Origin of the sequence: Mesorhizobium sp., from assembly GCF_017306585.1 — a bacterium.
GTDB lineage: Bacteria > Pseudomonadota > Alphaproteobacteria > Rhizobiales > Rhizobiaceae > Mesorhizobium.
This window is the reverse complement of the sequence record NZ_JAFKIC010000154.1, coordinates 12,320-37,906: the sequence shown is the minus strand read 5'-3', so window position 1 is coordinate 37,906 and position 25,587 is coordinate 12,320. Positions and strand designations below refer to the sequence as shown.

The 25,587-nt window shown below is 63.5% G+C and carries 27 protein-coding genes and 1 pseudogene; 10 read left to right on the top strand and 18 right to left on the bottom strand.

The genetic code is table 11. The features are described 5' to 3' along the window. Window positions 1-239: pseudogene (locus J0I79_RS17640) on the bottom strand (30S ribosomal protein S4); the annotation flags it as partial. Window positions 240-615: 376 nt separating this feature from the next. Here J0I79_RS17640 and J0I79_RS17635 point away from each other — a divergent pair. Further along, complete coding sequence (locus J0I79_RS17635; protein ID WP_292861330.1) at window positions 616-816, top strand: hypothetical protein; 201 nt, start codon at window positions 616-618, stop codon at window positions 814-816. 87 nt (window positions 817-903) lie between these two features. Here J0I79_RS17635 and J0I79_RS17630 read toward each other — a convergent pair whose 3' ends face one another. After that, on the bottom strand, window positions 904-1,092 hold the full coding sequence (locus J0I79_RS17630) for a DUF3008 family protein (protein ID WP_292861326.1): 189 nt from the start codon (window positions 1,090-1,092) through the stop codon (window positions 904-906). A 163-nt stretch (window positions 1,093-1,255) separates the two neighbouring features. Between J0I79_RS17630 and J0I79_RS17625 the strand changes: the two genes are divergently transcribed. After that, complete coding sequence (locus tag J0I79_RS17625) at window positions 1,256-2,638, top strand: RNB domain-containing ribonuclease (protein WP_292861323.1); 1,383 nt, start codon at window positions 1,256-1,258, stop codon at window positions 2,636-2,638. A 24-nt stretch (window positions 2,639-2,662) separates the two neighbouring features. On the opposite strand, the gene murI is transcribed toward J0I79_RS17625, so the two are convergent. Both murI and J0I79_RS17615 read right to left on the bottom strand, forming a co-directional pair. Then, window positions 2,663-3,451 (bottom strand): glutamate racemase, encoded by a 789-nt coding sequence (gene murI / locus J0I79_RS17620; RefSeq protein WP_292861320.1) that lies wholly within the window; start codon window positions 3,449-3,451, stop codon window positions 2,663-2,665. After that, complete coding sequence (locus J0I79_RS17615) at window positions 3,444-4,364, bottom strand: RNA methyltransferase (RefSeq protein ID WP_292861317.1); 921 nt, start codon at window positions 4,362-4,364, stop codon at window positions 3,444-3,446. Before J0I79_RS17615 ends, murI begins: the two co-directional genes overlap by 8 nt. Window positions 4,365-4,576: 212 nt before the next feature. Here J0I79_RS17615 and J0I79_RS17610 point away from each other — a divergent pair, with 212 nt between their 5' ends. Both J0I79_RS17610 and J0I79_RS17605 read left to right on the top strand, forming a co-directional pair. Further along, window positions 4,577-5,788 carry an NADP-dependent isocitrate dehydrogenase gene (locus tag J0I79_RS17610; protein WP_292861314.1) on the top strand — a complete coding sequence of 404 codons (1,212 nt, stop codon included), beginning with the start codon at window positions 4,577-4,579 and terminating at the stop codon, window positions 5,786-5,788. Window positions 5,789-5,848: 60 nt separating this feature from the next. Then, window positions 5,849-6,475: a glutathione S-transferase family protein gene (locus J0I79_RS17605; RefSeq protein WP_292861311.1), complete on the top strand. Its 627-nt coding sequence runs from the start codon at window positions 5,849-5,851 to the stop codon at window positions 6,473-6,475. Window positions 6,476-6,586: 111 nt separating this feature from the next. On the opposite strand, the gene J0I79_RS17600 is transcribed toward J0I79_RS17605, so the two are convergent. From J0I79_RS17600 to recA, 4 genes are all read right to left on the bottom strand, one after another. Further along, window positions 6,587-7,066 carry a DUF2269 domain-containing protein gene (locus J0I79_RS17600; protein WP_292861309.1) on the bottom strand — a complete coding sequence of 160 codons (480 nt, stop codon included), beginning with the start codon at window positions 7,064-7,066 and terminating at the stop codon, window positions 6,587-6,589. Next, entirely contained in the window at window positions 7,063-8,358 is a 1,296-nt protein-coding gene (locus tag J0I79_RS17595; RefSeq protein WP_292861306.1) for an SDR family oxidoreductase, read from the bottom strand. Before J0I79_RS17595 ends, J0I79_RS17600 begins: the two co-directional genes overlap by 4 nt. 7 nt (window positions 8,359-8,365) lie before the next feature. Continuing rightward, entirely contained in the window at window positions 8,366-11,032 is a 2,667-nt protein-coding gene (gene alaS / locus J0I79_RS17590; protein ID WP_292861303.1) for an alanine--tRNA ligase, read from the bottom strand. Window positions 11,033-11,307: 275 nt separating this feature from the next. Further along, window positions 11,308-12,408 carry a recombinase RecA gene (gene recA / locus J0I79_RS17585; RefSeq protein WP_292861301.1) on the bottom strand — a complete coding sequence of 367 codons (1,101 nt, stop codon included), beginning with the start codon at window positions 12,406-12,408 and terminating at the stop codon, window positions 11,308-11,310. A 279-nt stretch (window positions 12,409-12,687) separates the two neighbouring features. Here recA and J0I79_RS17580 point away from each other — a divergent pair, with 279 nt between their 5' ends. Next, a complete protein-coding gene (locus J0I79_RS17580; RefSeq protein WP_292861333.1) occupies window positions 12,688-13,632 on the top strand; it encodes a carbohydrate kinase family protein in 945 nt (314 codons plus the stop codon). A 76-nt stretch (window positions 13,633-13,708) separates the two neighbouring features. Continuing rightward, window positions 13,709-14,626 (top strand): pseudouridine-5'-phosphate glycosidase, encoded by a 918-nt coding sequence (locus J0I79_RS17575; protein ID WP_292861298.1) that lies wholly within the window; start codon window positions 13,709-13,711, stop codon window positions 14,624-14,626. Between the two features lie 207 nt (window positions 14,627-14,833). Here J0I79_RS17575 and J0I79_RS17570 read toward each other — a convergent pair whose 3' ends face one another. Then, a complete protein-coding gene (locus J0I79_RS17570) occupies window positions 14,834-15,157 on the bottom strand; it encodes a TfoX/Sxy family protein (RefSeq protein ID WP_292861295.1) in 324 nt (107 codons plus the stop codon). 91 nt (window positions 15,158-15,248) lie between these two features. On the opposite strand from J0I79_RS17570, the gene J0I79_RS17565 reads away from it, so the two are divergent. Next, the gene (locus J0I79_RS17565; protein ID WP_292861292.1) at window positions 15,249-15,746 is read left to right on the top strand and encodes a GFA family protein; all 498 of its coding nucleotides are present in this window, start codon (window positions 15,249-15,251) and stop codon (window positions 15,744-15,746) included. 33 nt (window positions 15,747-15,779) lie between these two features. Here the strand turns inward: J0I79_RS17565 and sufA are convergent, their stop codons facing one another. The 9 genes from sufA to J0I79_RS17520 all read right to left on the bottom strand — a co-directional run bounded on the left by sufA (window position 15,780) and on the right by J0I79_RS17520 (window position 23,484). Further along, the gene (sufA, locus tag J0I79_RS17560; RefSeq protein WP_292861289.1) at window positions 15,780-16,160 is read right to left on the bottom strand and encodes a Fe-S cluster assembly scaffold SufA; all 381 of its coding nucleotides are present in this window, start codon (window positions 16,158-16,160) and stop codon (window positions 15,780-15,782) included. 103 nt (window positions 16,161-16,263) lie between these two features. Continuing rightward, complete coding sequence (locus J0I79_RS17555) at window positions 16,264-16,656, bottom strand: SUF system Fe-S cluster assembly protein (protein ID WP_292861286.1); 393 nt, start codon at window positions 16,654-16,656, stop codon at window positions 16,264-16,266. Window positions 16,657-16,661: 5 nt separating this feature from the next. Further along, window positions 16,662-17,903, bottom strand: a complete 1,242-nt coding sequence (locus tag J0I79_RS17550) for a cysteine desulfurase (RefSeq protein ID WP_292861283.1) — start codon at window positions 17,901-17,903, stop codon at window positions 16,662-16,664. Window positions 17,904-18,008: 105 nt separating this feature from the next. Beyond that, window positions 18,009-19,277, bottom strand: coding sequence for a Fe-S cluster assembly protein SufD (gene sufD, locus J0I79_RS17545; protein WP_292861280.1), 1,269 nt, complete (start codon window positions 19,275-19,277; stop codon window positions 18,009-18,011). A gap of 19 nt (window positions 19,278-19,296) precedes the next feature. After that, window positions 19,297-20,052 carry a Fe-S cluster assembly ATPase SufC gene (gene sufC, locus J0I79_RS17540; protein WP_292861277.1) on the bottom strand — a complete coding sequence of 252 codons (756 nt, stop codon included), beginning with the start codon at window positions 20,050-20,052 and terminating at the stop codon, window positions 19,297-19,299. A 27-nt stretch (window positions 20,053-20,079) separates the two neighbouring features. Further along, on the bottom strand, window positions 20,080-20,319 hold the full coding sequence (locus tag J0I79_RS17535; protein ID WP_292861274.1) for a hypothetical protein: 240 nt from the start codon (window positions 20,317-20,319) through the stop codon (window positions 20,080-20,082). Continuing rightward, complete coding sequence (locus J0I79_RS17530) at window positions 20,306-20,614, bottom strand: hypothetical protein (RefSeq protein ID WP_292861271.1); 309 nt, start codon at window positions 20,612-20,614, stop codon at window positions 20,306-20,308. The genes J0I79_RS17535 and J0I79_RS17530 overlap by 14 nt, the downstream gene beginning before the upstream one ends. Before the next feature lie 5 nt (window positions 20,615-20,619). Next, a complete protein-coding gene (sufB, locus tag J0I79_RS17525) occupies window positions 20,620-22,137 on the bottom strand; it encodes a Fe-S cluster assembly protein SufB (protein WP_292861268.1) in 1,518 nt (505 codons plus the stop codon). A 186-nt stretch (window positions 22,138-22,323) separates the two neighbouring features. Beyond that, the gene (locus J0I79_RS17520) at window positions 22,324-23,484 is read right to left on the bottom strand and encodes a cysteine desulfurase family protein (protein WP_292861265.1); all 1,161 of its coding nucleotides are present in this window, start codon (window positions 23,482-23,484) and stop codon (window positions 22,324-22,326) included. 250 nt (window positions 23,485-23,734) lie between these two features. Here J0I79_RS17520 and J0I79_RS17515 point away from each other — a divergent pair, with 250 nt between their 5' ends. The 3 genes from J0I79_RS17515 to J0I79_RS17505 all read left to right on the top strand — a co-directional run bounded on the left by J0I79_RS17515 (window position 23,735) and on the right by J0I79_RS17505 (window position 25,573). After that, the gene (locus J0I79_RS17515) at window positions 23,735-24,409 is read left to right on the top strand and encodes an alpha/beta hydrolase (protein ID WP_137929967.1); all 675 of its coding nucleotides are present in this window, start codon (window positions 23,735-23,737) and stop codon (window positions 24,407-24,409) included. Between the two features lie 9 nt (window positions 24,410-24,418). Further along, window positions 24,419-24,856, top strand: a complete 438-nt coding sequence (locus tag J0I79_RS17510) for an acetyltransferase (RefSeq protein ID WP_292861262.1) — start codon at window positions 24,419-24,421, stop codon at window positions 24,854-24,856. 66 nt (window positions 24,857-24,922) lie between these two features. Then, a complete protein-coding gene (locus tag J0I79_RS17505; RefSeq protein ID WP_292861259.1) occupies window positions 24,923-25,573 on the top strand; it encodes an FMN-binding negative transcriptional regulator in 651 nt (216 codons plus the stop codon). Window positions 25,574-25,587: the final 14 nt, after the last annotated feature.

Sequence of the window (25,587 nt, the reverse complement as noted above, 5' to 3'; positions counted from 1 at the left end):
CGGCGGTTCGCCTCTTCATAGACCTTGCGGAACTGCTTTTCCGAAACGTCGCCATAGTGACCCTTCAGCTTCTGCTTGGCGCGCAGCTGCAGGCCGAAGTCGGAAAGCTTGCCCTTGCGGCGCTGGCCGTGCTGGCCGGGGCCGTATTCACGCTTGTTGACCGGGGACTTCGGGCGGCCCCAGATATTTTCGCCGAGACGGCGGTCGATCTTGTATTTCGCGGATTCGCGCTTGCTCATCGCATTCCCTTTTCAAAGCAACACACCCGAGCCCTCGTGGTCCGGGTGAAGGAAACGCGCCCTCCTCTGGCCTCCGTTTTCGAGACCTGACAGGGTTCTCCCACGCAACGCGGCGGAAAACCCACGGGACACGTCAGTTCAAACAAGACCGGAAAGACGATGCCGACCAGCCTTGCGCATAGAAAACAAACACCGGACATCGCTGCCCGGCGTTGGCGGGGTGGTTAAACCGAGATTTGGCCGGTGTCAAGCTTGTGAGTGGCATCATGAAACGCAACCCTATAGCTTTCGCGACGTTGAGGCGATGCCGGATGTGGCGGGAGGTTTCGCGCCAACGGCACCAGGAAGGGACTGGAGCTAGAGGAGTTCAATTCACATGAAGAAGGTCTTCCTTACCTTGGCAGGGGCCGCGGTGCTCGCGGGATCGATTGCCGCCGCACCCGAACCGGCAATGGCGCGGCACTGGCACGGACACAAACAGGTCTGCCGCATCGTCCAGGTAAAGAGATATGTCTGGCGTCACGGCCACCGCACCGTGGTGATCCGCAAGGTGCGGCGCTGCCACTGGGTGAAGTAGCGGGATATCCCGAACTCAAATCCGAAGGCCCGCGACATGGTCGCGGGTCTTTCTATATCGGTAGGGCAATGCGGCGAGGCAACTGGCTCAGTGTGTCGACTTCTTGTCCGGCAGCCCTTTGCGCTTGGTCTCGGCGAATTCCTCGAGTTGCTTTTCATTCATCGAATCGTACATCTCGCGCGATGCGCCCTTGAGTTCGCTTTTCTTGGTCTCGCCGCGTTTAGCGGAAAGTGCGGCACCAGCTGCTTTCTGCTGGGCTTTTGAGGTGGCAGGCATGGCTGGTTCTCCTTTTCTGTACGGAGAAACGTCGCGCTCCAACGACAGTTCCAACGCCGCGGGCCCTCCCCGATCCTGCTGGCACCTGCCCGTGAGACGAACGGCCCCGACGATTTTCGTGCGCAGCCTTCCCGTCTCCGAGGCGCCAGTGTAGGACGGCTTTATGAAGTCGCTGACCGATCCCTCACAGGCGCTCTCCACCGGCCTCGCGAAAATCCGCACCGAATTCCATGTGCCGGTCGGATTTCCGGCAGATGTATTGGCCGCTGCGGAGACGGCGGCCAAAAAGGTGCCCGACCAGCATGCCGATCGAACGGCGACGCCCTTCGTCACGCTCGATCCGGCGGCTTCGACGGACCTCGACCAGGCATTCTCGATCGAGGCGAGCGGCGGCGATCTTCTGCTGCACTATGCCATCGCCGATGTGGCCTGGTTCGTCGAGGATGGCGGCCCGCTGGATCTCGAAGCCTGGGCACGGGGCGAGACGTTCTACTTGCCAGACGGCAAGGCCAGCCTCTACCCGCCGGTCATCGCCGAGGGTGCGGCGAGCCTGTTGCCGGATGGACCGCGTCCGGCCGTGATCTTCACGGTCCGGGTTGCGCAGGACGGTGCGGCGAAATTAGATGGTGCGGAGCGAGCAATCATCAGGAGCCGTGCGAAGCTCGCCTATGACAGCGTGCAAGCCTCCGATGTCCCCGCCGGCTTCGCCGAAATGGCCCGGCGCGTCGCCGCGAACGAACAGGCGCGCGGCGCTTCACGTGTCGATCCGCCCGAGCAAGAGGTGGAAAGGCTCGCCGACGGCACATTCCGGCTCTCGTTCAGACCGCAACTGCAGTCCGAGCAGGACAACGCGGCACTTTCACTGGCCGCCAACATGGCGATTGCCGACGCCATGCTTGCCCACCATACCGGCCTGTTCCGGGTGATGTCGGGGCCGGATGCTGCCAAGGTGGAGCGACTGCGTAACGCTGCACAGGCTCTTGGACTGTCGTGGCCGGCCGCCACCGGTCTGCGCGACTATCAGCGCACGCTCGATCCGGCCGATCCGAAGCAGGCAGCGCTGATGCTGGAAATCCGCCGCGCAGGCAACGGCGCATCCTACCAAACCTATAGGGAAGGCATTATCCCCTGGCACGAGGCGATGGCAGCGACCTATGCCCATGCAACCGCGCCGCTCAGGCGGCTGGCGGATCGCTACGTCGTGCGCTGCGCACTGGCCATCGCCAATGGACAGCCCGTACCGCAGGCTGTCATCGAGGCGTTCGACAAATTGCCGAAGGTGATGGGACGTGCGGACAGCCGTGCCGCGCAGATCAACCACGCGGCCATCGATCTTGCCGAGGCGGTGATGCTGAACGGACGCGAGGGCCAGATTTTCAAGGCCGTCGTGACCGATATCGCCGACCACGGCGTTCGCGTCCAGCTTGCCGACATGCCCGTCGTCGCCACTGTAAAGGCCTCCGGGCTCAGGCAAGGTGACGGTCTGACGCTGAGGCTGGTGTCGGCCGATCCGGATCAACGTAGCATCGTCTTCGAACCTGCCTGACCGGCAGACGCTTGCCGGCACAGTCTAGCGTACCGTCAGCCCAAACCCCTGCATCAGCCGGCTGACAGCGAAATCGGCCTTGCCCGAGGTGAAGACCGCAATGTCGGGTTCGTTTTGCCGTGGTTTGCCTTCGACCGGAGGCAGCAGCGAAAGGGCACGCCGGGCGATCGCCTCGGCCGGATCGATCCAGTCGACCGGCCAGGGCGCGGTCTTGCGCATGCGATTGACCAGAAAGGGATAATGCGTGCAGGCGAGCACGACGATGTCGGTGCGCAACTCGTCACGTTCGATGAAGCACGGCGCGATCTCGGCGCGTACGGCCTCCTCATCGACAAAGCCCTCGCGCATATAGACTTCCGCCAGCCCAGCCAGCCTGTCGCTGCCGACCAGACGGACATGGCATTTCTGCGCCCATTTGCTGATCAGGTCGCGCGTGTATTGCCGTTTCACCGTGCCCGGCGTCGCCAGCACGGAGACAAGCCCGGAGCGCGTGCGCTCCGCCGCCGGTTTGACGGCCGGCACGGTGCCAACAAAGGGATGGCCGGGAAAGGCCTCGCGCAGCGCGTCAATCACCAGCGTCGAGGCGGTGTTGCAGGCGATGACCGAAATGGCCGGTGCAAACCGGTCGAGCAGCTTGGCAAACAGCTGCAGGATGTGGGTCCGCAGCGCCGGTTCTTCCCAGGCGCCGAAGGGAAAAGCCGCGTCGTCGGCGACATAGATGAAGCGCCGGTCGGGCATCAGCACACGTGCCTCGCGCAACACTGTGAGCCCGCCGACGCCGGAATCGAACATCAGGATCGGCTGGTCAGTCATTGTCGGTTCCCTTGCCGCCCAGCGGCGGCGCGTCCTCGTCGTCACCGGCGGGCGTGTGTATTGTCTGGCGGTCGGCCTCCGCCTTGCCCGCACGCGCGGCGGCGGGAAGCCGCCTGGGATCGTCGCCCGGCGAACCATCACCGCGCGGCATCGCCGGCGAGAACCTGTCTAGCGAAGAGATGATGCCGCGCAGCACCTTCAGCTCCGGCTCGGCGAAGCCGGCCCGCGTCAGCACCGCGCGCAGATTGTCGACCATTTTCGGCTTCTTGGCCTCCGGGCGGAAATAGCCGCGGGCCTCGAGCGCTCCTTCCAGGTAGGCGAAGAGGCTATGCAGTTGTTCCTTGGTCGCCGGTACCAGTTCAGGACCTGTGAAATTGGTCTGAGTCTCGTCCTCGAGGCCGGACTTCATCCATTCATAGGACATCAGCAGCACGGCCTGGGCGATGTTGAGCGAGGAAAAGCCTGGATCGACCGGAAACGTGACGATCTCGTCGGCGAGCCCGACCTCGTCATTGTAGAGGCCGAAGCGTTCGCGGCCGAACAAGATGCCGGTGCGCAGGCCCGCCTGGGAGCGCGTCCTGAGCGCCCTGCCCGCCTCGACCGGCCCGCGTACCTGCTTGAACCCGTCGCGCTCACGCGCGGTGGTGGCAAAGACGAAGTTAAGGTCGGCGATCGCCGAGGCGAGATCGTCGAAAACCCTGACGGCATCGATGACATGATCGGCGCGGCTGGCGGCGGCGCGCGCCTTCTCGTTCGGCCAGCCGTCGCGCGGGTTGACCAGGCGCAGCTCGACCAGGCCGAAATTGGCCATGGCGCGCGCGACCATGCCGATGTTCTCGCCAAGCTGCGGCTCGACGAGGATGATGGCCGGGCCTGCGGTTGAGGGAATGGTGGGGTCTTCGGTGGATGGCATGATTGTCAATGAACTGCTGTTTGCGGCATTTCAGCGTCCCCTGCCATATTCAGCCGCGAAAATGAAGCATTCGCAAATGACGCCAGCAATCGCCTCACTTCGTGACCGATCGCCGTTTGCGTGGCCAAAAGCGCTTTGATATACGGGCGCATCCCCCGGCCGACGCCACATGGGCAAGGCCGTTCCATTCCCAGCAACGAGGCATTCTTTCCATGGCGAAGATCAAGGTGGCGAACCCGGTCGTCGAACTCGACGGCGACGAGATGACCCGCATCATCTGGCAGTTCATCAAGGACAAGCTGATCCACCCGTATCTCGACCTGAAGCTTGAATATTACGACCTCGGCATCGAGCACCGCGACGCCACCAACGACCAGGTGACGATCGATTCGGCCAACGCCATCAAGAAGTACGGCGTCGGCGTCAAATGCGCGACCATCACCCCCGATGAGCAGCGCGTCGAGGAATTCAAGCTGAAGAAGATGTGGAAGTCGCCGAACGGCACCATCCGCAACATCCTCGGCGGCACCATCTTCCGCGAACCGATCATCATGAAGAACGTGCCGCGCCTGGTGCCCGGCTGGACCAAGCCGATCATCGTCGGCCGCCATGCCTTCGGCGACCAGTACCGCGCCACGGATTTCCGCTTCCCCGGCAAGGGCAAGCTGACGATCAAGTTCGTCGGCGAAGACGGCCAGGTCATCGAGCATGACGTGTTCGACGCGCCCGGCGCCGGCGTCGCCATGGCGATGTACAATCTCGACGAATCCATCCGCGAATTCGCCCGCGCTTCGCTGAATTACGGCCTGCTGCGCAACTATCCGGTCTATCTCTCGACCAAGAACACCATCCTCAAGGCCTATGACGGCCGCTTCAAGGACATCTTCCAGGAGGTCTACGAGCAGGAATTCGAGGCCGAGTTCAAGGCGCGCAAGCTGTGGTACGAACACCGGCTGATCGACGACATGGTGGCCTCCAGCCTGAAATGGTCGGGCGGCTATGTCTGGGCCTGCAAGAACTATGATGGCGACGTCCAGTCCGACACGGTGGCTCAGGGCTTCGGCTCGCTCGGCCTGATGACCTCGGTGCTGATGACCCCGGATGGCAAGACGGTGGAAGCGGAAGCCGCGCACGGCACCGTCACCCGCCACTACCGCCAGCACCAGAAGGGCGAGGAAACCTCGACTAACTCGATCGCCTCGATCTTCGCCTGGACGCGCGGCCTCGCGCACCGCGCCAAACTCGACGACAATGCCGAGCTGAAGCGCTTTGCCGAGACGCTGGAAAAAGTCTGCATCCAGACCGTCGAAAGCGGTTACATGACCAAGGACCTGTCGCTGCTGATCGGCCCAGACCAGCCCTGGCTCTCTACCACCGGCTTCCTCGACAAGATCGACGAGAATCTGCAGAAGGCGATGGCCTGAACTGGATTTCCGATATACCGAAGGCTCCGCAAGGAGCCTTCTTCTTTTGGGTCACAGGCCATGAGCAAACCGATCCTCTACGGTGCCGACTACAGCGTCTACGTGCGTATCGCGCGCATGGCGCTTGAGGAGAAGGGTATCAACTACGAGCTCGTGCCGCTCGACATCTTCGCCGCCGAGGGCATCCCGGCCTGGTATCTGGAACACCATCCGTTCGGCCGCATCCCTGCCTTCGAGCATGACGGTTTCCGCCTCTTCGAGACCAGCGCGATCGCGCGCTATGTCGACGAGGCCTTCGACGGGCCTGCCTTGCAACCCGCCGACGCGCGCGGCCGCGCCAGGATGAGCCAGATGACAGGCATGCTCGACGCCTATGGCTACCGTGCCATGGTGTGGGACGTTGCCGTCGAGCGGCTGGAGAAGGCTGAACCGGACGAGAGCCTGATCGCCGGCGGCCTGAACCGAGCCGAGAAGGTGCTGGAGGTGATGACCTCGCTGAAGGCGCACGGTCCCTGGCTGCTCGGCAACCAGCCGACGCTGGCGGACCTGCATGCGGCGCCGATCATTGCCTACTTCATCAAAGCTGCGGAAGGCAGCGACCTGCTGGCGCGATTCGCGGCCATCCACGACTGGTATTCGCGAATGGCCGCCCGCGCGAGCTTCGTCGGCACTCAAAAGACAAGCTGAGATATTTACAATCGATCAGCCGGACGAAACCATAGTCCGATTTGACAAATCCTGCTGACTTGCAGCTGTGGGCCTACGGCAAGACGCTTTCGAAATATCGGGATCGCGGGGCTAGAAACCGATTTCGGGCCGGGTAACCATCAGCCACAGGATTGCAAGCACCGCGGCGAAGGCTGGAAAGCCGCTGACGAACCAGATGCGGAACAGACGCTTCTCCTCATCCGGCAAAGGTGCATTTTCCAGCGCCGCCTGTCTGGCGAGGTCGCGCATGCGCATCTGTATCCAGACCACCGGCAGCCAGAAGGCGCCGGCAACGACATAAAGCAGCAGCGAAAGCACGATCCAGCCCTGCGACAGCGGCCAACCGATCTCTCGCGCCAGCAGCGCGCCGGTGATCGGCTGGACCACGATGGCTGTCGCGGTGAAAAGAGCATCGGCGATCACGACGCTGCCTGCGACATGGGCCACGATCTCGGGCCTGCCCGTGCGCTGCGCCATCAGCATGAAGAAGGCGATCCCGGCGCCGGTTCCGAACAGAACGGTGGCGCCGATAATATGCAGCCAGCGCAGGATCTCGGCCCAGAGGCTCATCGCTCGTCCAATATCGCCAGAGCCACCAGAACCAGGCAAAGCGTCGGCAATGTCTTGACCAGCGGCCCGAGCGGATCGAGCCAGAGGTCGGCTGCAAATACGGTAGCCGCCGCGAGATAGAAAAGGGTGATGGCCATCATGGCCATCAGCGCCCGTGCAGCGAGCGGACGAACCAGAACGGCGGCTCCGACCAGGATGTCGGCCACGCTTCCAGCAAAAACCGCAACAGGGGCTAGGTTCGGGGAAAAGCCGCGCGAGACGAGGACATCGGCTGCTGCTTCCCATCTGACGAAGCCGACAATACCCGACGCGAGCCAGAACACTGACAGGACGAAGAACATGACCGGCTTCAGCAGCCAGAGCCGCGCGAACCAGCGCTCCTGGACATGTGCCGGCATTGCCGCCAGCGTCGCTTCGAGCGGCCGTGGCGGCCGGCCGGCAATTCCGGTCCAGATCGCTGCATCGCCGGTGACGCCTCGATCCAGCGCCGCAAGGGCGGCACTGCGCAAGGGAGATCGCCAGCCGAGTATTCCGAGGCCGTCCGCCACCAGGCCGCCAGCCCGGCCGACGGCCGCCGGCCATGCCACAACAGGCGCTTCCGGTATGCCGAGCCAGCCGCGAAATGCGAGAAGGATGGCGGAAAGCGGCCTGGCCCGTTCCTCGACGAGATCGATGATCTGCCTTTGCGGCAACCGGCCCGCAACCGCGCGCGAAACCGCTTCGGCAACATCCGAAACCGATACGGTCTGGATCGGCCGGTCCGCCAGCACCGCCGGGACAAATCCCGGCACTGCCGCAAGCGCCCGCAGCAATGCGGTTCCGCCATAGGCGGCGGGCGCGATGACCAGGCCGGGCCGCAGGATCGTCCAGTCCAGGGACGAGGCCGCGACGGCTGCGTCGCCCTCGGCCTTGGTGCGAAAGAAGGCATTTTCGGAAGCAAGCTCGGCGCCAATGGCGGAAATCTGCACCAGCCGGCGCACGCCTATCTGCTCACATGCGGCGACCAAGGCCGCGACCGATCCGCGATGGATCGCATCCAGTCGATCGCGCGGGCCATCCTGCAAGGCGCCGGCGGCGTTCACCACGGCCTCAACGCCCGCAAGCAGGGGAAACCAGTCCGCCGCCGTGAGCAGGCGCGACATGTCCGCGGCAATCCATCGGACGCCTGGCTTGCGCCGTCGCGCCGGACCGATGTTCCGGCCGAGCCCCAGAAGCTCGTGGCCGTCCTTGACCAGACGTTCAAGGACAGCTTCTCCGATCAGTCCGTAGCCGCCAAGAACGAGAACCTTCATCGGAGCTTCAAGCTGCCTCCAGCGCCGCCCTCACCGCCGCGATCGCGTCGTTGGCCTTGGAAGCATCCGGGCCGCCGGCCTGCGCCATGTCGGGGCGCCCACCGCCGCCCTGCCCGCCCAAGGCGGCGGAAGCGACGCGCACGAGATCGACGGCGCTGAAACGGCCGACGAGGTCGTCAGTGACAGCAACCACGACGCTCGCCTTGTTGTCCTCGCCGGCGCCGACGAAGACGACGACGCCCGAGCCGAGCGAGGTCTTGCCGGCATCGGCGAGCGGCTTCAGATCCTTCGGCGAGACGCCGGAAACCGACTTGCCCAGGAAGCCGACGCCCGCGACCACCTCGTTCTCCTGCGCGGCGCCAGCGGCCGAGCCGCCGCCGAGCGCCAGCTTCTTGCGGGCTTCGCTCAGGTCCTTTTCAAGTTTCTTGCGCTCCTCCAGCAAAGCCTCGACACGTGCCGGCACGTCCGCGGGCGAAATCTTCAGCACGGCCGCGGCGGCCTTGAGGCGTCGGTCCTGTTCGTCAAGGTGCCTGCGCGCCGCCTCGCCAGTCAGCGCCTCGATGCGGCGCACGCCGGCGGCGACAGCACCGTCCGAAACGATGCGTACCAGGCCGATATCGCCGGTCGACCGGACATGCGTGCCGCCGCAAAGCTCGACCGAATAAGGCCGGTTGGCTTTGGCGCCGTGCAGGCCGGTGCCCATCGACACGACGCGCACCTCGTCGCCGTACTTTTCGCCGAACAGCGCCATGGCGCCCTCGGCAATGGCGTCGTCGACCGACATCAGGCGCGTGGTAACCGGACTGTTCTGCACGACGATTTCATTCGCCATGCGCTCGACCTCTTCGAGTTCCTCCGATGAGATCGGCTTGTTGTGCGAGATGTCGAAACGTAGGCGTTCGGGCGCGACCAGCGAACCCTTCTGGGCGACATGGCTGCCCAGCACCTCGCGCAACGCTTCATGGATCAGATGCGTCGCGGAGTGGTTCGCGCGCAGCCTGGTACGGCGCGCATGATCGACTTTGAGCTCGACAGCAGCACCCGTCTTGACGGTACCGCTCGCCACCTTGCCGAGATGCACGAACAATCCGTCGGCCTTCTTCTGGGTGTCGGAAATCTCGATCGAGAAGCCTTCACCCGAGATGATGCCTGTGTCGCCCATCTGGCCGCCGGACTCGCCATAGAACGGCGTCTGGTTGACGACGATCGCCACCGCATCGCCCGCACCGGCGCTGTCCACGGTCTTGCCGTCCTTGACCAGCGCCTGGATCAGGCCTTCCGCCTGTTCGGTCTCGTAGCCGAGGAATTCGGTTGCGCCGGCTTTCTCGCGCACCGGGAACCAGACCGTCTCGGTCGCCGCCTCTCCCGAACCGGCCCAGTGCTTGCGCGCCTCGGCTTTCTGCTGCTCCATCGCATTGGTGAAACCGGCAAGGTCGACCGAGATGTTGCGCTGGCGCAGTGCATCCTGCGTGAGATCCAGCGGGAAGCCGTAGGTGTCGTAGAGTTTGAACGCCGTCTCGCCGTCCAGCATGTCGCCGGCGCCGAGCTTCTCCGTCGCCTCGGACAGCAGGCCGAGGCCGCGCGTCAGCGTCTTGCGGAAGCGGGTTTCCTCGAGCTTCAGCGTCTCCGTGATCAGTTGCTCGCCGCGCACCAGTTCGGGATAGGCCTGGCCCATCTCGCGCACCAGCGCCGGCACCAGCCGCCACATCAGCGGGTCGCGCGCGCCGAGGAACTGCCCGTGGCTCATGGCCCGGCGCATGATACGGCGCAGTACATAGCCGCGGCCTTCGTTCGACGGCAGGACGCCGTCGGCAACGAGGAAGGACGACGAGCGCAGGTGATCGGCAATGACGCGATAGGATGCCACGGTCTCGGCGTCGGGCGCGCGCCCAAGCGCCGAGGATGCGGCATCGATCAGGTGGCGGAACAGATCGGTCTCGAAGACGCTTTCCACCCCTTGCAGGATGGACGCCATGCGCTCCAGGCCCATGCCGGTGTCGATCGACGGACGCGGCAGGTCGATGCGCTCCTCCTTGGTCACCTGTTCATACTGCATGAACACAAGGTTCCAGAATTCGAGGAAGCGGTCGCCGTCCTCCTCCGGGCTGCCTGGAGGTCCACCCCAGATATGCTCGCCACGGTCGATGAAGATTTCCGAGCACGGCCCGCAAGGACCGGTGTCGCCCATCGCCCAGAAATTGTCCGAGGTCGGGATGCGGATGATGCGGTCGTCCGAGAAACCGGCGATCTTCTTCCAGTAGCCCGCCGCCTCGTCGTCGGTGTGGTAGACGGTGACCAGCAGCTTGTCCTTCTTCAGCCCGAAATCCCGGGTGATCAGGTTCCAGGCAAGCTCGATGGCACGCTCCTTGAAGTAATCGCCGAACGAGAAATTACCGAGCATCTCGAAGAAGGTCAGGTGGCGCGCGGTATAGCCGACATTGTCGAGATCGTTGTGCTTGCCGCCGGCACGAACGCTCTTCTGCGCGGTGGTCGCGCGCGAATAGGACCGCTTTTCCAGCCCGGTGAAGACGTTCTTGAACTGCACCATGCCGGCATTCGTGAACATCAGGGTCGGATCGTTGCGCGGCACGAGCGGGCTCGAGGCCACGACCTCGTGGCCTTCCCTGCGGAAATAGTCGAGGAAGGTCGACCTGATGTCGTTTACGCCACTCATGACTGCTGCCTTTTCGAGAGGGCCGCCGACTGGAACCGGCGGAAATGGGCTTTTCATTTCAGAAGATGGATTGGCCTTTTAGCGGTAGCCCTTGAACCTGTCCAGAAACACAGAATTGGGCCAATTCGCAGGTGGCATCGGCACCCGCATGGAGCGCACAAACGCAAACCGCCGGCACGTGGCCGGCGGTCTGTACGCAATACTTAAGAACGCAATTACATAAGCGCAAGGACATAGACGCGGATTATGGCCGAACTCCGGCCATCGCCGGGCTCTTACATCGCGCCAGCTTCACCTTCGAAACCGTCGTCATCACCGCCTTCGGAACCGCCATTCTCGAGGAACTTCTCGGCGATCAGCCCGGCGTTCTGCCTGAGCGCCAGTTCGATCTCGCGTGCGGTATCGGGATTGTCGCGCAGGAACAGCTTGGCGTTTTCCCGGCCCTGGCCGAGACGCTGTGAATTGTAGGAGAACCAGGCGCCCGACTTTTCGACCACGCCGGCCTTGACGCCGAGGTCGACCAGTTCGCCGGTCTTGGAAACACCCTCGCCATACATGATGTCGAACTCGACCACCTTGAAGGGCGGCGCCAGCTTGTTCTTGACCACCTTGACGCGGGTCTGGTTGCCGACGACCTCGTCACGGTCCTTGACCGAGCCGATGCGGCGGATATCGAGGCGCACCGAGGCATAGAACTTCAGCGCATTGCCGCCGGTGGTGGTTTCGGGCGAGCCGAACATGACGCCGATCTTCATGCGGATCTGATTGATGAAGATGACCATGGTGTTGGAGCGCGAGATCGAGGCCGTCAGCTTGCGCAGCGCCTGGCTCATCAGGCGGGCCTGAAGGCCGGGGAGCGCGTCGCCCATCTCGCCCTCGATTTCGGCGCGCGGCGTCAGCGCCGCGACCGAATCGACGACCAGCACGTCGATGGCGCCGGACCGCACCAGCGTGTCGCAGATTTCCAGCGCCTGTTCGCCCGTGTCGGGCTGCGAGATCAGCAGGTTTTCGAGGTCGACGCCGAGCTTGCGGGCGTAGACCGGATCGAGCGCGTGCTCGGCATCGACGAAGGCGCAGATGCCGCCCTTCTTCTGGGCTTCGGCCACCGTGTGCAGCGCCAGCGTCGTCTTGCCCGAGCTTTCCGGCCCGTAGATCTCGATGATGCGGCCGCGCGGCAGGCCGCCGACGCCGAGCGCGATATCGAGGCCGAGCGAGCCGGTCGGCACGGTTTCGATCTCGACCACCTGCTCGTTGGCGCCGAGCCGCATGATCGAGCCCTTGCCGAAAGCGCGCTCGATTTGCGACAGCGCCGCGTCCAGAGCCTTTGATTTGTCCACTGCCTTATCCTCTACCAGCCGCAAAGTATTCTGAGCCATGATACATTACCCCTTGGTCGTCAATGAAGGCCGGACAATCCGTTATCCCTGCCACTTTGTACCTTTTTTGTTCTCATTTGGCAAGAGGGATCAACTTGCTGAAAAATATCGCCTATTCCGATCTGTTCTTTTTTTGTCCCGAACAGCCGGCAGCAGCGGCCCGGCATTGGGCCAGAGGCTCGGCTACTGCGATCCGCCGAATCGCGCGCCATCGATGCGAAGCTCTGTCGCGCGGCTTGACGCTTGTGCGACCCTGACAACACGGTTCATATCGCCGCCATGGTGACTTCAGCAAGAATATTGGCCGTGGGCGGCGCCCATATCGACCGGCGCGGCCAGGTGTCGGGCGCCTATGTGCCGGCCGCCTCCAACCCCGGCACGATGCGTGAAGATGTCGGCGGCGGCGTCTTCAATGCGCTGCGCAGCACGGTGCGCCGAGGGGTCTCGGCTTCGCTGCTTTCGGTGCGCGGCGGCGATGCGGCGGGCGATACTGTTTCACGGGTCATAGCGGAGGCCGGCATTGCCGACCTGTCGGCGGTGTTTCTCGACCGCACGACGCCGAGCTACACGGCGCTGATCGACCGCGAGGGCGAGCTGATCGTCGGCTTTGCCGACATGGCGCTCTATGACCTGGCATTCCCCAAGCAGATGCGGCGATCCAAGGTGCGCGAGGTGGTGGCTGCCGCCGACGCCATTCTGTGCGACGCCAATCTGCCCTCCAGCGCTCTCGAACGGCTGCTGGCGCTCGCCGCCGGCAAGCCGGTTTTCGCCATCGCGATTTCGCCCGCCAAGGTGGTTCGGCTGATTCCGGTCCTTGGTGCCTTGACGCTGCTCTTCATGAACCGTCGCGAGGCCGTCGTGCTGGCCGGCGTCAATGCGGATGCCGGCGGGCGCGAGATGATCGATGGATTGCGGTGCAGCGGCCTCGCCAGCGGCGTGGTTACGGCGGGCGGCGGACCGGTGCTGGGGTTCGATGAAACGGGCGCCTTCTCGATCCAGCCACCCGCCCCCAGAAAGGTCAGCGACGTCACCGGCGCGGGCGACGCATTGGCCGGTGCGACAGTCGCGGCGCTGTTACGCGGCCTGAAGCTGCGCCAGGCTCTGCGCGAGGGCATCGCGGCGGCGACACTGGCGATCGAAAGCGCCAATGCCGTGCCCGATTTCACCGCCGCAAGCTTTGCGGAAGCGCTGGCTCTTGTGCCCGATGCCGGGGAAGTGGCATGAGACCGGCAAAATCATAGTGCCGCGGTGAAGCCAGCGCGTCCCGATGGATGCGCCGCGCCCCGGATTGGAGACCCGCATGAACCCTGAGACCGCCCGCCCCTTCATCGATGTCCATGCGCCCGTGGCGCAAGCGCTGGCCACCGGCCGGCCGGTCGTGGCGCTGGAAAGCACCATCATCACCCATGGCATGCCCTACCCCGACAACGGCGCCATGGCGGCGAACGTCGAAAAGATCATCAGTGACGGCGGCGCGGTGCCGGCGACCATCGCCGTGGTTGGCGGGCGCATCAAGATCGGGCTGTCCGACGGCGAGCGCGAATCGCTGGCCATGACCGGGGATGCCATGAAGCTGTCGCGCGCCGACCTCGCCTTCGCCGTCGCGCAAGAGCGCACCGGCGGCACCACGGTTGCCGCCACGATGATCGCGGCACATATGGTCGGCATCAAGGTGTTCGCCACCGGCGGCATAGGCGGCGTGCACAAGGGGGCCGAGAAGAGCTTCGATATCTCTGCCGACCTCGACGAGCTTGCACGCACGCCCGTCATCGTCGTCTCGGCCGGCGCCAAGGCGATTCTCGATATCGAAAAGACGCTCGAAGTGCTGGAAACGCGCGGCGTGCCGGTGGTTGGCCACGCCTGCGAGACCATGCCGGCTTTCTGGTCCAGGCAATCGCGCTTCCGCGCGCCACTCACCCTGCACACGGCGCAGGAGATCGCGCGGTTCCACCAGACACGCCAGGCCCTGGGCCTGAGCGGCGGCATGCTGATCGCCAATCCGGTGCCGCAGAATGATGAGATTCCGGCCGATGAGATGGCCGGCTATATCGAGGCCGCGCAAAAGGCGGCCGAGGCGCAGAACGTCACCGGCAAGGCGGTAACGCCGTTCCTGCTGGGAAAAATCCTCGAACTGACCGGCGGCCGCAGCCTCAAGACCAACATCGCGCTGGTCGAAAACAATGCGCGGCTGGCGGCGGAGATCGCCAAAGCGCTGTAGGTTCGCAGCGAAAGTCCCCCTCACCCGGATTGCCAAGGCCGAATTGCAAAGAGCAATTCGGGGCAATCCGACCTCTCCCCGAGGGGAGAGGAGGTTGCATGCGCCGACGCCAAGCTCTTCTCCCCAGCGGGGAGAAGGTGGACGCGAAGCGGCCGGATGAGGGGGCGGCCTCGACGTGCCCTCCCTAGTGGCCAGCGCCAGGTCAAATCACTTCCCAGCCCTTCGCCCAGCCTCATAAGCCCGCCGCGCCCAGACCGTCATCTCGTCAGGATCATCGAAAGCGCTGTCGGGAATGCTCCAATAGGGCATGGCGACCAGCTTGCCATGGCGGGTGCCGGTATAGGTCCATTGCTTGCAGCCCGCGGCTTCGAAGTCGGGAGCGCTCTGCTCGTCGGCTTTCAAAAGCAATTCGCCGCGCAGCACGATCGCGACGATGACGCCGTCGAAGTAGATGCCCTTGCCGCCGAACAGCCTGCGGATGCTGACCGGTCCCAGGCCCTGAAAAAGTTCGGCAATGCGTTCATTGTCCATACCGCGATCATGTCACCGGCATTTGGTATTGTCATCGCCGCAACCAAAATCATGCTGACAGGTTGAAAGAAATCGACCGGAGTTTCCCGCCATGCCTGTCCTGCTCAAGGGTTCGTGCCGCTGCAACGCCGTCCGCTTCGAGGTGGAAAGCCATACGCCGGTGCCGTTCATGCTGTGCTACTGCTCGATCTGCCGCAAGCAGCAGGGCGGCGGCGGCTTCGCCATCAATCTCGGCGCCGATTCCGAGACGTTGAACATCAGGGGCAAAAGGAGCCTCGGCGTCTACCGGGCCGAGATCGAGGACGACGAGCATCCACATTGCGAGGTCTCGACCGGCGAGCGCAATTTCTGCCGCAAATGCGGCTCGGCGCTCTGGCTCTACGACCCGACCTGGCCGAACCTGGTGCATCCCTTCGCCTCGGCGATCGACAGCGACCTGCCGACACCGCCCGAGAGAGTGCATCTGATGCTGAAATACAAGGCGAACTGGGTCGAGCCCGTGATCGGCACGAACGACAAGGTGTTCGAGGTCTATCCCGAGGAATCGATCGCCGACTGGCACAAACGGACAGGCATGTGGGTGAAGTGACTTCCTTCTCCCCGTATACGGGGCGAAGGAAGATCAGGCAGAGGCGCGTGCCTCTGCGAGCGCCTTTAGGTCAGCCGGCTTCAGTTCGACGGATTCGCCGCAGCCGCAGGCCGAACTCTGGTTGGGGTTGTTGAAGGTGAAGCCGGTTCGCAAAACCGTCTGCTCGAAATCCATCTGGGTACCGAACAGGAAGAGCGCCGCCTCCGGCGCGACATAGACATGGGCGCCGTCGCGCTCGATATGATCGTCCTTGGGGTTCGGCTCGGTCACCAGGTCGACCGTATATTCCATGCCGGCGCAGCCGCCTTTCTTGATGCCAAGGCGAATGCCGTGCGCGTTCTCCCGTGTGGCGACGATCTCACGGACCCGGTCAGCGGCCTTTTCGGTCATCGTAATGACGGCGAAGCGTCCCATCTTTTTTCCTTTTCCATTCCATGCAGGTTCAAGGCCTGCCGAATGATTCCTCACCTAAAATGGTGAAGTTTTTCCCATGGTGCAAGTGCACCAGGTCCGAGGCTCAGTACCAGCCAACAGCGACCTGCGCCTCTTCCGACATGCGGTCCGGAGTCCACGGCGGATCGAAGGTCATATTCACCTCGACGCCGGAAACGCCTTCGACCGCGCCGACCGCGTTTTCCACCCAGCCCGGCATTTCACCGGCCACCGGGCAGCCCGGGGCGGTCAGCGTCATGTCGATCTTGACCGAGCGGTCGTCCTCGATGTCGATCTTGTAGACGAGGCCAAGCTCGTAGATGTCGGCGGGGATTTCCGGGTCATAGACCGTCTTCAGCGCCGAGACGATGTCGTCGGTCAGCCGCGCCAGTTCCTCGGCGGGAATAGCCGAAGCGGAAACGACACCGTTCGCGGCCGTTTCCGGCGCGGTCTCTGCTGATACGCTCACATCGTCCATGGTCATCACCCGAAGAACTTGCGCGCTTTTTCAAGCGCCTCGGCCAAAGCGTCGACTTCGGCCCTGGTATTATACATGCCGAACGATGCCCTGCATGTGGAGGTTACGCCGAAGCGTTTCAACAGCGGCTGGGCGAAATGGGTGCCGGCGCGCACCGCCACGCCCTGCCTGTCTATCACCATCGATACGTCATGGGCATGAATTCCCTGCAACTCGAAGGAGATGATGGCGCCCTTGCCGGGCGCATCGCCGAAGATGCGCAGCGAATTGATGGCGCGCAGCCGCTCATGCGCGTAGGTCTTGAGGTCGTCCTCATGCGCGGCGATGCGCTCGCGGCCGATCTTTTCCATGTAATCCAGCGCCGCACCCAGCCCGATCGCCTGGACGATCGGCGGCGTGCCAGCCTCGAAGCGATGCGGCGGCTCGTTGTAGGTGACGATGTCCTCCGTCACCTCCTCGATCATCTCGCCGCCGCCCATGAAGGGGCGCATGCCCTGGAGGATGTCTTTCTTGCCATAGAGGACGCCGATGCCAGAGGGGCCGTAGACCTTGTGCCCGGTGAAGACGAAGAAATCGCAGTCGAGGTCCTGGACGTCGATCGGCATGTGCACGGCGCTCTGGCTGCCGTCGACAAGCACCGGAATGCCACGCGCATGCGCGATGCGCACGATCTCCTTGATCGGCGTCACCGTGCCCAGCGCATTCGACATCTGGGTGATGGCGACGAGCCTGGTGCGTGAAGTCAGCCGCTTCTCGAATTCCTCGATGTGGAAGGCGCCGAGATCGTCGACCGGCACCCAGACCAGTTTCGCACCCTGCCTTTCCCTGATGAAATGCCAGGGAACGATGTTGGAATGGTGCTCCATGATCGACAGCACGATCTCGTCGCCCTCGCCGATATTGGGCATGCCGTAGCCGTAGGCGACGGTGTTGATGGCCGAGGTCGTGTTCGACGTGAAGACGATGTTGTCGGTGCTCGGCGCATTGAGGAAGCGGCGCACCGTTTCTCGCGACTTTTCATAGGCGTCGGTCGCGGCATTGGAGAGGAAATGCAGGCCGCGATGGACGTTGGCGTATTCCTGGGAATAGGCGTGCTGGATGGCGTCGAGCACCACCTGCGGCTTCTGCGCCGAAGCGCCATTGTCGAGATAGACCAGCGGCTTGCCGTAGACTTCGCGCGACAAGATCGGGAAATCGCGGCGGATCGCCTCGACGTCGTAGGGAGCGGTTTCGACTTTCTGGTCCATTTCAAAGTCCTTGCCGGCCAAGGCCGAGATCCTTCCAACACCCCTCATCCGTCTCGGCGCCATCGCGCCGCTCCACCTTCTCCCACAAGGGGAGAAGGTAAGGGTCTAGCCGTGCGTCACGAACCACTCGTCGAGCCGCGCTTCCAGCGCCTCGACGATCGCCTCGTCGTCGAGTTCCTCGATCACTTCAGCGACGAACGCCTTGACCAGCAGGCCCCGCGCGCTCTTCTCGTCGACGCCGCGCGCCATCAGGTAGAACAGATGGTTGTGGTCGATCTCGGTAACGGTCGCGCCATGGCCGCAGACGACGTCATCGGCGAAGATTTCGAGCTCCGGCTTGGTCGAGAACTCGCCATCATCGGACAGAAGCAGCGTGTTGCAGGCCATCTTTGCGTTGGTCTTCTGCGCATACTGATGAACGTTGATGCGCCCCTGGAAGACACCGCGCGCCTTGCCCGTCACCACATTGCGGATGATTTCCGTCGAGGTCGTATGCGGCACGGCGTGGTCGAGCACCATGGTCACGTCGGTGTGGGTGTCGCCGGCCAGAAGGTTGATGCCGCGCAGCTTGAAGTCGGCGCCCTCGCCCGTCGTCCTGACCAGGACCTCCTGGCGCACCAGCTTGCCGCCGGCGTTCATGACAAACAGCGTCAGCTTCGCGTTCTTGCCGATATGGGCCTTGAACTGCGCCAGATGCGTTGCGGTATCGGGCTGCTCCTGCACGATCAGCCAGGTCACCTCGGCACCTTCGCCGAGCACGAGCTGGCTGACCGAACTGACCAGAGCCGTGCCCTCGCCCGCCTGGCGCTCGACGAAGACCGCTTTGGCGCCGGCGCCGACGCGCGCTGCCAAGCGCACATGCGCCTGGCCGCCGGCCTGCACATTCTGCAGCTCGATCGGCTTTTCCAGTTCGACGCCGTCGGCGATGTCGACGAAATAACCGTCGGCGACAAAGGCCGTATTCAGCGCGCCGATCGCGTCGTCGCTGCCATAGGGATCGAGCCCCGGCGCGATGCTGCCGTCGGTCAGCTTCTCCGACAGGCGCTGGAAGGCGACGCCTTCGAGGGAAGGCATCTTCGCTTCCGACTTGCCGTTGAGGACCGGCAGCACCGCGGAACCGCCGATGATGGGCGCGAGCGCCTTGGCCATGGCGGCGGCGTCGAAATCCGGGACCGAATTCAGGAGCCGGCGCAGATCGGTATAGTGCCAGGATTCGACGCGGCGCGTCGGCAGGCCGTACTTGACCGCCTCGATGGCGTCGTCACGCTTCAGCATCACCGCGCCGTCGCCCGGCAGCAGCGACAGCCGGTCGCCGAATGCGTCGATCAACGCAGTCTCGGCGGGCGTGCGCTGCGGTTGTGTGTGCATGTTCATCAGTCTTGCCCCAGACATCTCACGCGGCTTCGCCGATCACGCCGGCATAACCGTTGGCCTCGAGGTCCAGCGCCAGCGACTTGTCTCCGGACTTGATGACCTGGCCCTTGTAGAGCACGTGCACGGTGTCGGGAACGATGTGCTCGAGCAGCCGCTGGTAGTGGGTGATGACCAGGAAGGCGCGATCCGGCGCGCGTAGCGCGTTGACGCCGTCGGAGACGATCTTCAGCGCATCGATGTCGAGACCGGAATCGGTTTCGTCGAGCACGCAAAGCTTCGGCTCCAGAAGCTTCATCTGCAGGATCTCGGCGCGCTTCTTCTCGCCGCCGGAGAAGCCGACATTGAGCGGCCGCTTCAGCATGTTCATGTCCATGCTGAGCGAGGCGGCGGCATCCTTCACGCGCTTCAGGAATTCCGGGATTTTCAGCGGCTCCTCGCCACGCGCCTTGCGCTGTTCGTTCATCGCCACTTTCAGGAACTCCATCGTCGCCACGCCCGGTATCTCCATCGGATACTGGAAGGCGAGGAAAATGCCCGACGTCGCGCGCTCGGCCGGATCCATTTCGAGGATCGACTGGCCGTTATAGAGGATGTCGCCCTCGGTCACTTCGTAGTCCTCGCGGCCGGCGAGGATGTAGGAGAGCGTCGACTTGCCCGAGCCGTTCGGGCCCATGATGGCTGCGACCTCGCCGGCTTTCACCGTCAGGTTCAAACCGCGGATGATTTCGGTGCCGTCATCGACGATGCGGGCATGCAGGTTCTTGATCTCAAGCATATCAGGTCCGTTTCACAAAGTTTCCGTTCAGTGCCAGCGCCAGCGCCATTCGCCGTCGGTTTTGGCTTTGATGAACGGTATGATTGCGCCCGTGAGGGCAAGAATAACGAGGACGGTTAGCCAGACCGGCAGACCGGCCGCGATCTGCGCCAGCACCAGGGCCACGATCGCGAAGACGAAGACGCCGATAAAAGCCCAGCCCTTCCAGTTGAGGGGCGTCGCGCCATAGCCGAAGCGTTTGGGCCTGAACCATTTATCTCCGCTCATCGGAAGCTCCTTTCGAAGCCGACGGCCTGCCGAAATAGTCGTCATAGGTCACCGCATAGTCGGTGTGGCGGCGCTGCAACGCGGTGAACCACCAGAAGGACAGGCCGAAGCCAACCGCGAAAAAGGCAATGCCGGCGTAGATGTTGACGAACGCCGCCAGAAGAATGCCGGCAAACGCCGAAACAACCGTTGCAACCGCGTATTTTGCCGTCGCGACATTGCCTTCGCGGCGCACGGCCCAGAGCCGGCGCCAGCGCACCGCAAACCAGATCTCGTCGCGCGGCAACGTCGCCATCGTCGTCAGCCCACCGAACCCTCGAGCGAGATGCCGATCAGCTTCTGCGCCTCGACCGCGAACTCCATCGGCAACTGCTGGATGACATCCTTGACGAAGCCGTTGACGATCAGCGCGATCGCCTCCTCCTCTGGAATGCCGCGCTGCATCACGTAGAACTTCTGGTCCTCTGATATTTTCGAGGTCGTCGCTTCGTGCTCGAACTTGGCGGTTGCGTTCTTGGCTTCCATGTAGGGCACGGTGTGCGCGCCGCACTGGTCGCCGATCAGCAGGCTATCGCAATTGGTGAAGTTGCGCGAGTTGGACGCCTTGCGGTGCGCCGAGACCTGGCCGCGATAGGTGTTCTGCGAGAAGCCGGCGGCGATGCCCTTTGAAATGATGCGGCTCGACGTGTTCTTGCCGAGATGGATCATCTTGGTGCCGCTGTCGACCTGCTGGTAGCCGTTCGAAACCGCGATTGAATAGAACTCGCCCTGGGAATCGTCGCCGCGCAGGATGCAGCTCGGATATTTCCAGGTGATGGCCGAACCGGTTTCGACCTGGGTCCACGAAATCTTCGAACGATCGCCACGGCAGTCGCCGCGCTTGGTGACGAAGTTGTAGATGCCGCCCTTGCCTTCGGCGTCGCCCGGGTACCAGTTCTGAACCGTCGAATATTTGATCTCGGCGTCGTCGAGCGCCACCAGTTCGACGACGGCGGCATGCAGCTGGTTCTCGTCGCGCTGCGGCGCCGTGCAGCCTTCGAGATAGGAGACGTAAGCGCCCTCCTCGGCAATGATCAGCCTGCGCTCGAACTGGCCGGTGTTCTTCTCGTTCATGCGGAAATAGGTCGACAGCTCCATCGGGCAGCGCACGCCCTTGGGCACGAAGACGAAGGAGCCATCGGTGAAGACGGCCGAATTCAGCGTGGCGTAGAAATTGTCCGAAGTCGGCACAACCGAGCCCAAATATTTCTGCACCAGTTCAGGATGCTCGCGGATCGCTTCCGAGATCGAGCAGAAGATGACGCCGGCCTGCGCCAGTTCCTTCTTGAAGGTGGTGACCACGGACACGGAATCGAATACCGCATCGACGGCGACGCGGCCCGACTTGTAGACGTTGTCGCTGGCTTCCTCGAGCTCCGAGGCATCGGTCTTCTGCACGCCGGCGAGGATTTCCTGCTCCTTCAGCGGGATGCCAAGCTTTTCGTAGACCTTCAGAATTTCGGGGTCGACGTCGCTCAGCGAGGTCGGGCCCGGCGTGCTCTTCGGCGCCGCGTAATAATAAATGTCCTGGAAATCGATCTTGGGATAGTCGACGCGCGCCCAGGTCGGCTCTTCCAGCGTCAGCCAGCGCCGATAGGCTTCCAGGCGCCACTCCAGCATCCAGGACGGTTCGTCCTTCTTGGCCGAGATGAAACGGATGATGTCTTCGCTCAGGCCCTTGGGGGCCTTGTCGACAGCGATCTCGGTCTCGAATCCATATTTGTATTGGTCGACGTCGATCTTTCGGACCCGATCGATCGTGTCCTGCACAGCAGGCATATGCGTTCTCCATCCACGCCGGGGTCAAGGCCCGACAGTTTTCAAACTATGGCACCGCCGAAATGAACGCCCAGGCAGCGTCCGCGGCAGCGCAAGTTCCATATAGTGCGCCTCGACCGGAAATTCACCCGGCCAACATGAAACGCACGGCTCTACCAGGCCGAAAGGCCCAAAATCGTCCAACCGCTACGCGGCTTCACCCTTGTGCACCCGGCGCGCGGCGATCGCCGCGAGCGCGTTGCGAAACAGTTCCATGTCCTCGGCAGCCGTCGCCGCACCGATCGAGACACGCAGGGCGCCGTGACTGTCACCGTGTCCCATCGCTTTCAGCACGTGGCTCGGCCCGACCTTGCCCGACGAACAGGCGGAGCCGGCCGACAGGGCAATGCCTGCGAGATCGAAGGCGATCTGCGCCGTCTCGGCCTTGACGCCGGGAATAGCGAAGAATATCGTGTTGGCAAGCCTTGGCGCGCCGGTTCCGAAGATTTCCACGTCCGGCACCAGCGTTTTCACGATGGTTTCGAACTCATCGCGGCGCCGACGCACGGCTTCGATCGTCTTCAGTCCGCTCACAGCTTCCCGGGCCGCCGCACCAAAACCGGCGATACCGGGCAGGTTCTCGGTGCCGGCGCGATGGCCCTTTTCCTGGCCGCCGCCATTGATCAGCGGTCTTGGCATCATCAGATCGGAAGCGGCGACAAAGGCGCCGACGCCCTTGGGGCCGCCGATCTTGTGCGAGGACAGAATCAGATAATCGGCGTAACCCGCTGACATATCGATCGAAATACGGCCGGCAGCCTGGACGGCATCGACGACGAGAACCCCGCCGGCAGCCCTGACGATCTCGGCGATGCGACCGAGAGGCTGGATGACGCCGGTTTCGTTGTTGGCGGCATGGATCGCGACCAAGGGCAGGCCTTCGGCCTTGTCGTGGGCACCGAGCGCCGCCGTCAAGACGTCGAGATCGACAATACCGTCGCCATCGACACCGATCCGCGTCACCTGGGTCGAGGGAAAACGCCCACCGTTCAACAGGCAGGGATGGTCAGCCGCGCAGACATAGAGGCGGCTCATGCGCACCGCACCCCGCCCCATCTGCCAGTCCGGCGTCAGCAGCGTCGAGGCGGCTTCCGTCGCGCCCGAGGTGAACACGACATGCTCGGGCTTGCCGTTGACGAGCGCCGCCACGTCGCGCCTGGCATTATCGACCAGCCGTCGCGCGGCGCGGCCTTCGCCATGGACGGAGGAAGGATTGGCCGCATCGAACGCCGCGACCATGGCCTCGCGTGCCGCCGCAAGCAGCGGGGCGCTGGCATTATAGTCGAGATAGGCGCGTTTTGCGGCCATTTGTGTCCGTTCAGTCCCGTCAGACGCCATTCCGCTGTCGTATGGCGTTATTTCCTTGAAATTCCAAGGCGAGCCGTCCTATTTACCCGGCTTGCGGCGCGGGCGGCCGGACGATTGCGTTTCGGCCACCCAGTTTTGAATAATTCTAAACTAGCTTCTATGAAGACGCTCGCCCTGCGTCAAGGTCTGTGGAAGCGGGGCCGAGGAGTGTTCCAGGCGCCGCGCACTTGTATGTCACGTGGAGTATTTCATGCCTGAGGTCATTTTCACCGGTCCGGCCGGCCGCCTTGAGGGTCGCTACCAGCCCTCGAAGGAAAAGAGCGCGCCGATCGCCATCGTCTTGCATCCGCACCCGCAGTTCGGCGGCACGATGAACAACAAGATCGTCTATGACCTCTTCTACATGTTCCAGAAGCGCGATTTCACCACGCTGCGCTTCAATTTCCGCGGCATCGGCCGCAGCCAGGGTGAATTCGACCACGGCACCGGCGAATTGTCCGACGCGGCGGCCGCCCTCGACTGGGTGCAATCCTTGCACCCGGACTCCAAGAGCTGCTGGGTCGCGGGCTATTCCTTCGGTTCGTGGATCGGCATGCAGCTTCTGATGCGCCGGCCCGAGATCGAAGGCTTCATCTCGATCGCGCCGCAGCCCAACACCTATGATTTCTCATTCCTGGCGCCCTGCCCGTCTTCGGGCCTGATCATCCATGGCGATGCCGACAAGGTCGCGCCGCCGAAGGATGTTCAAGGCCTGGTCGACAAGCTGCATACGCAGAAGGGCATCACCATCACGCAGAAGACCTTGCCCGGCGCCAACCACTTCTTCGCCAACGACGCCGACCTGCTGATCCAGGAATGCGCCGACTATCTCGACCGCCGGCTGGCGGGCGAGTTGTCGGATCCGAGGCCGAAGCGGCTGCGCTAAGACCAGGCAATGCACATTCGCGGCTATGAACAGGCGGACAATGCCCGTCTGGTCGAGATCTGGCTCGCCGCCGTGCGGGCCACGCATCTTTTTCTGACCGAGGACCATATCCAGTTCTTCCTGCCGCTGGTGCGCGATGAATACCTGCCGGCGCTGGAGGTTTTCGTAGCTCTGGACGAGACAGGACAATCGAGCGGTTTTGCCGGGCTGTCCGGTTCGAAGCTGGAAATGCTCTTCGTCGATCCGGCCAGTCACGGCTCCGGAATCGGCAGAAGGCTGGTGGACCATGCCGCCGTGCTCAAGGGCCGGATCGAGGTCGATGTCAACGAACAGAATCCGGGCGCGGTCGCCTTCTACCGCAAGTTGGGCTTTGCAGCCGTCGGACGCTCAGAGCTCGACGGCACGGGCAAGCCGTTTCCGCTGATCCATATGGCAAGGCCTGCCTGACCTGTAGCGCGGCCTGCCGGAACGGTGCAGAATGCCGGGCTAAGAAGCGAAGAAGGCGTGACAGGCATGTACCAACCTCCTCATTTCGTGGAAACGCGCCAGGACGTCCTGCACGGACTGATCCGCTCGCACCCGCTCGGCATGCTGATCTCGAATGGCCCCGATGGCCCTGTCGCCAACGCCATCCCTTTCCTGCTCGACGCGGCGGCGCTGCCGAACGGCATGCTGCGCGCCCATCTGGCCAGGGCCAATCCACAGTGGAAGCTCATCGCGGAAAATCCGGCCTCGCCTGTCCTGATCGTGTTTCAGGGTACTGACGCCTATGTGACGCCGTCCTGGTATGAAACCAAGCGCGAGACAGGCAAGGTGGTGCCGACCTGGAACTACGCGGTCGTGCAGGTACGCGGCACAGCGAAGGTGATCGACGACCAGGACTGGCTGGCCAGGCAGATCGCCGACCTGACGGCGTCTCAGGAAGGCACGCGCGAAACACCCTGGGCGGTGACCGACGCGCCCGCCCCGTTCATCCAGTCGCAGATCAAGGGCATTATCGGCCTCGAAATCGAGATCAGCGAGATCCATGGCAAGTGGAAGGTCAGCCAGAACCGCCCCGTCGCCGACCGCGCCGGCGTCGCGCATGGCCTCGAGACCGAGACGGCAAGCCAGTCGGGCATGGCCCAACTGGTACGGTCCTATGGCGGTCTGGACGGCAATTAGCATCGACGCCGGGC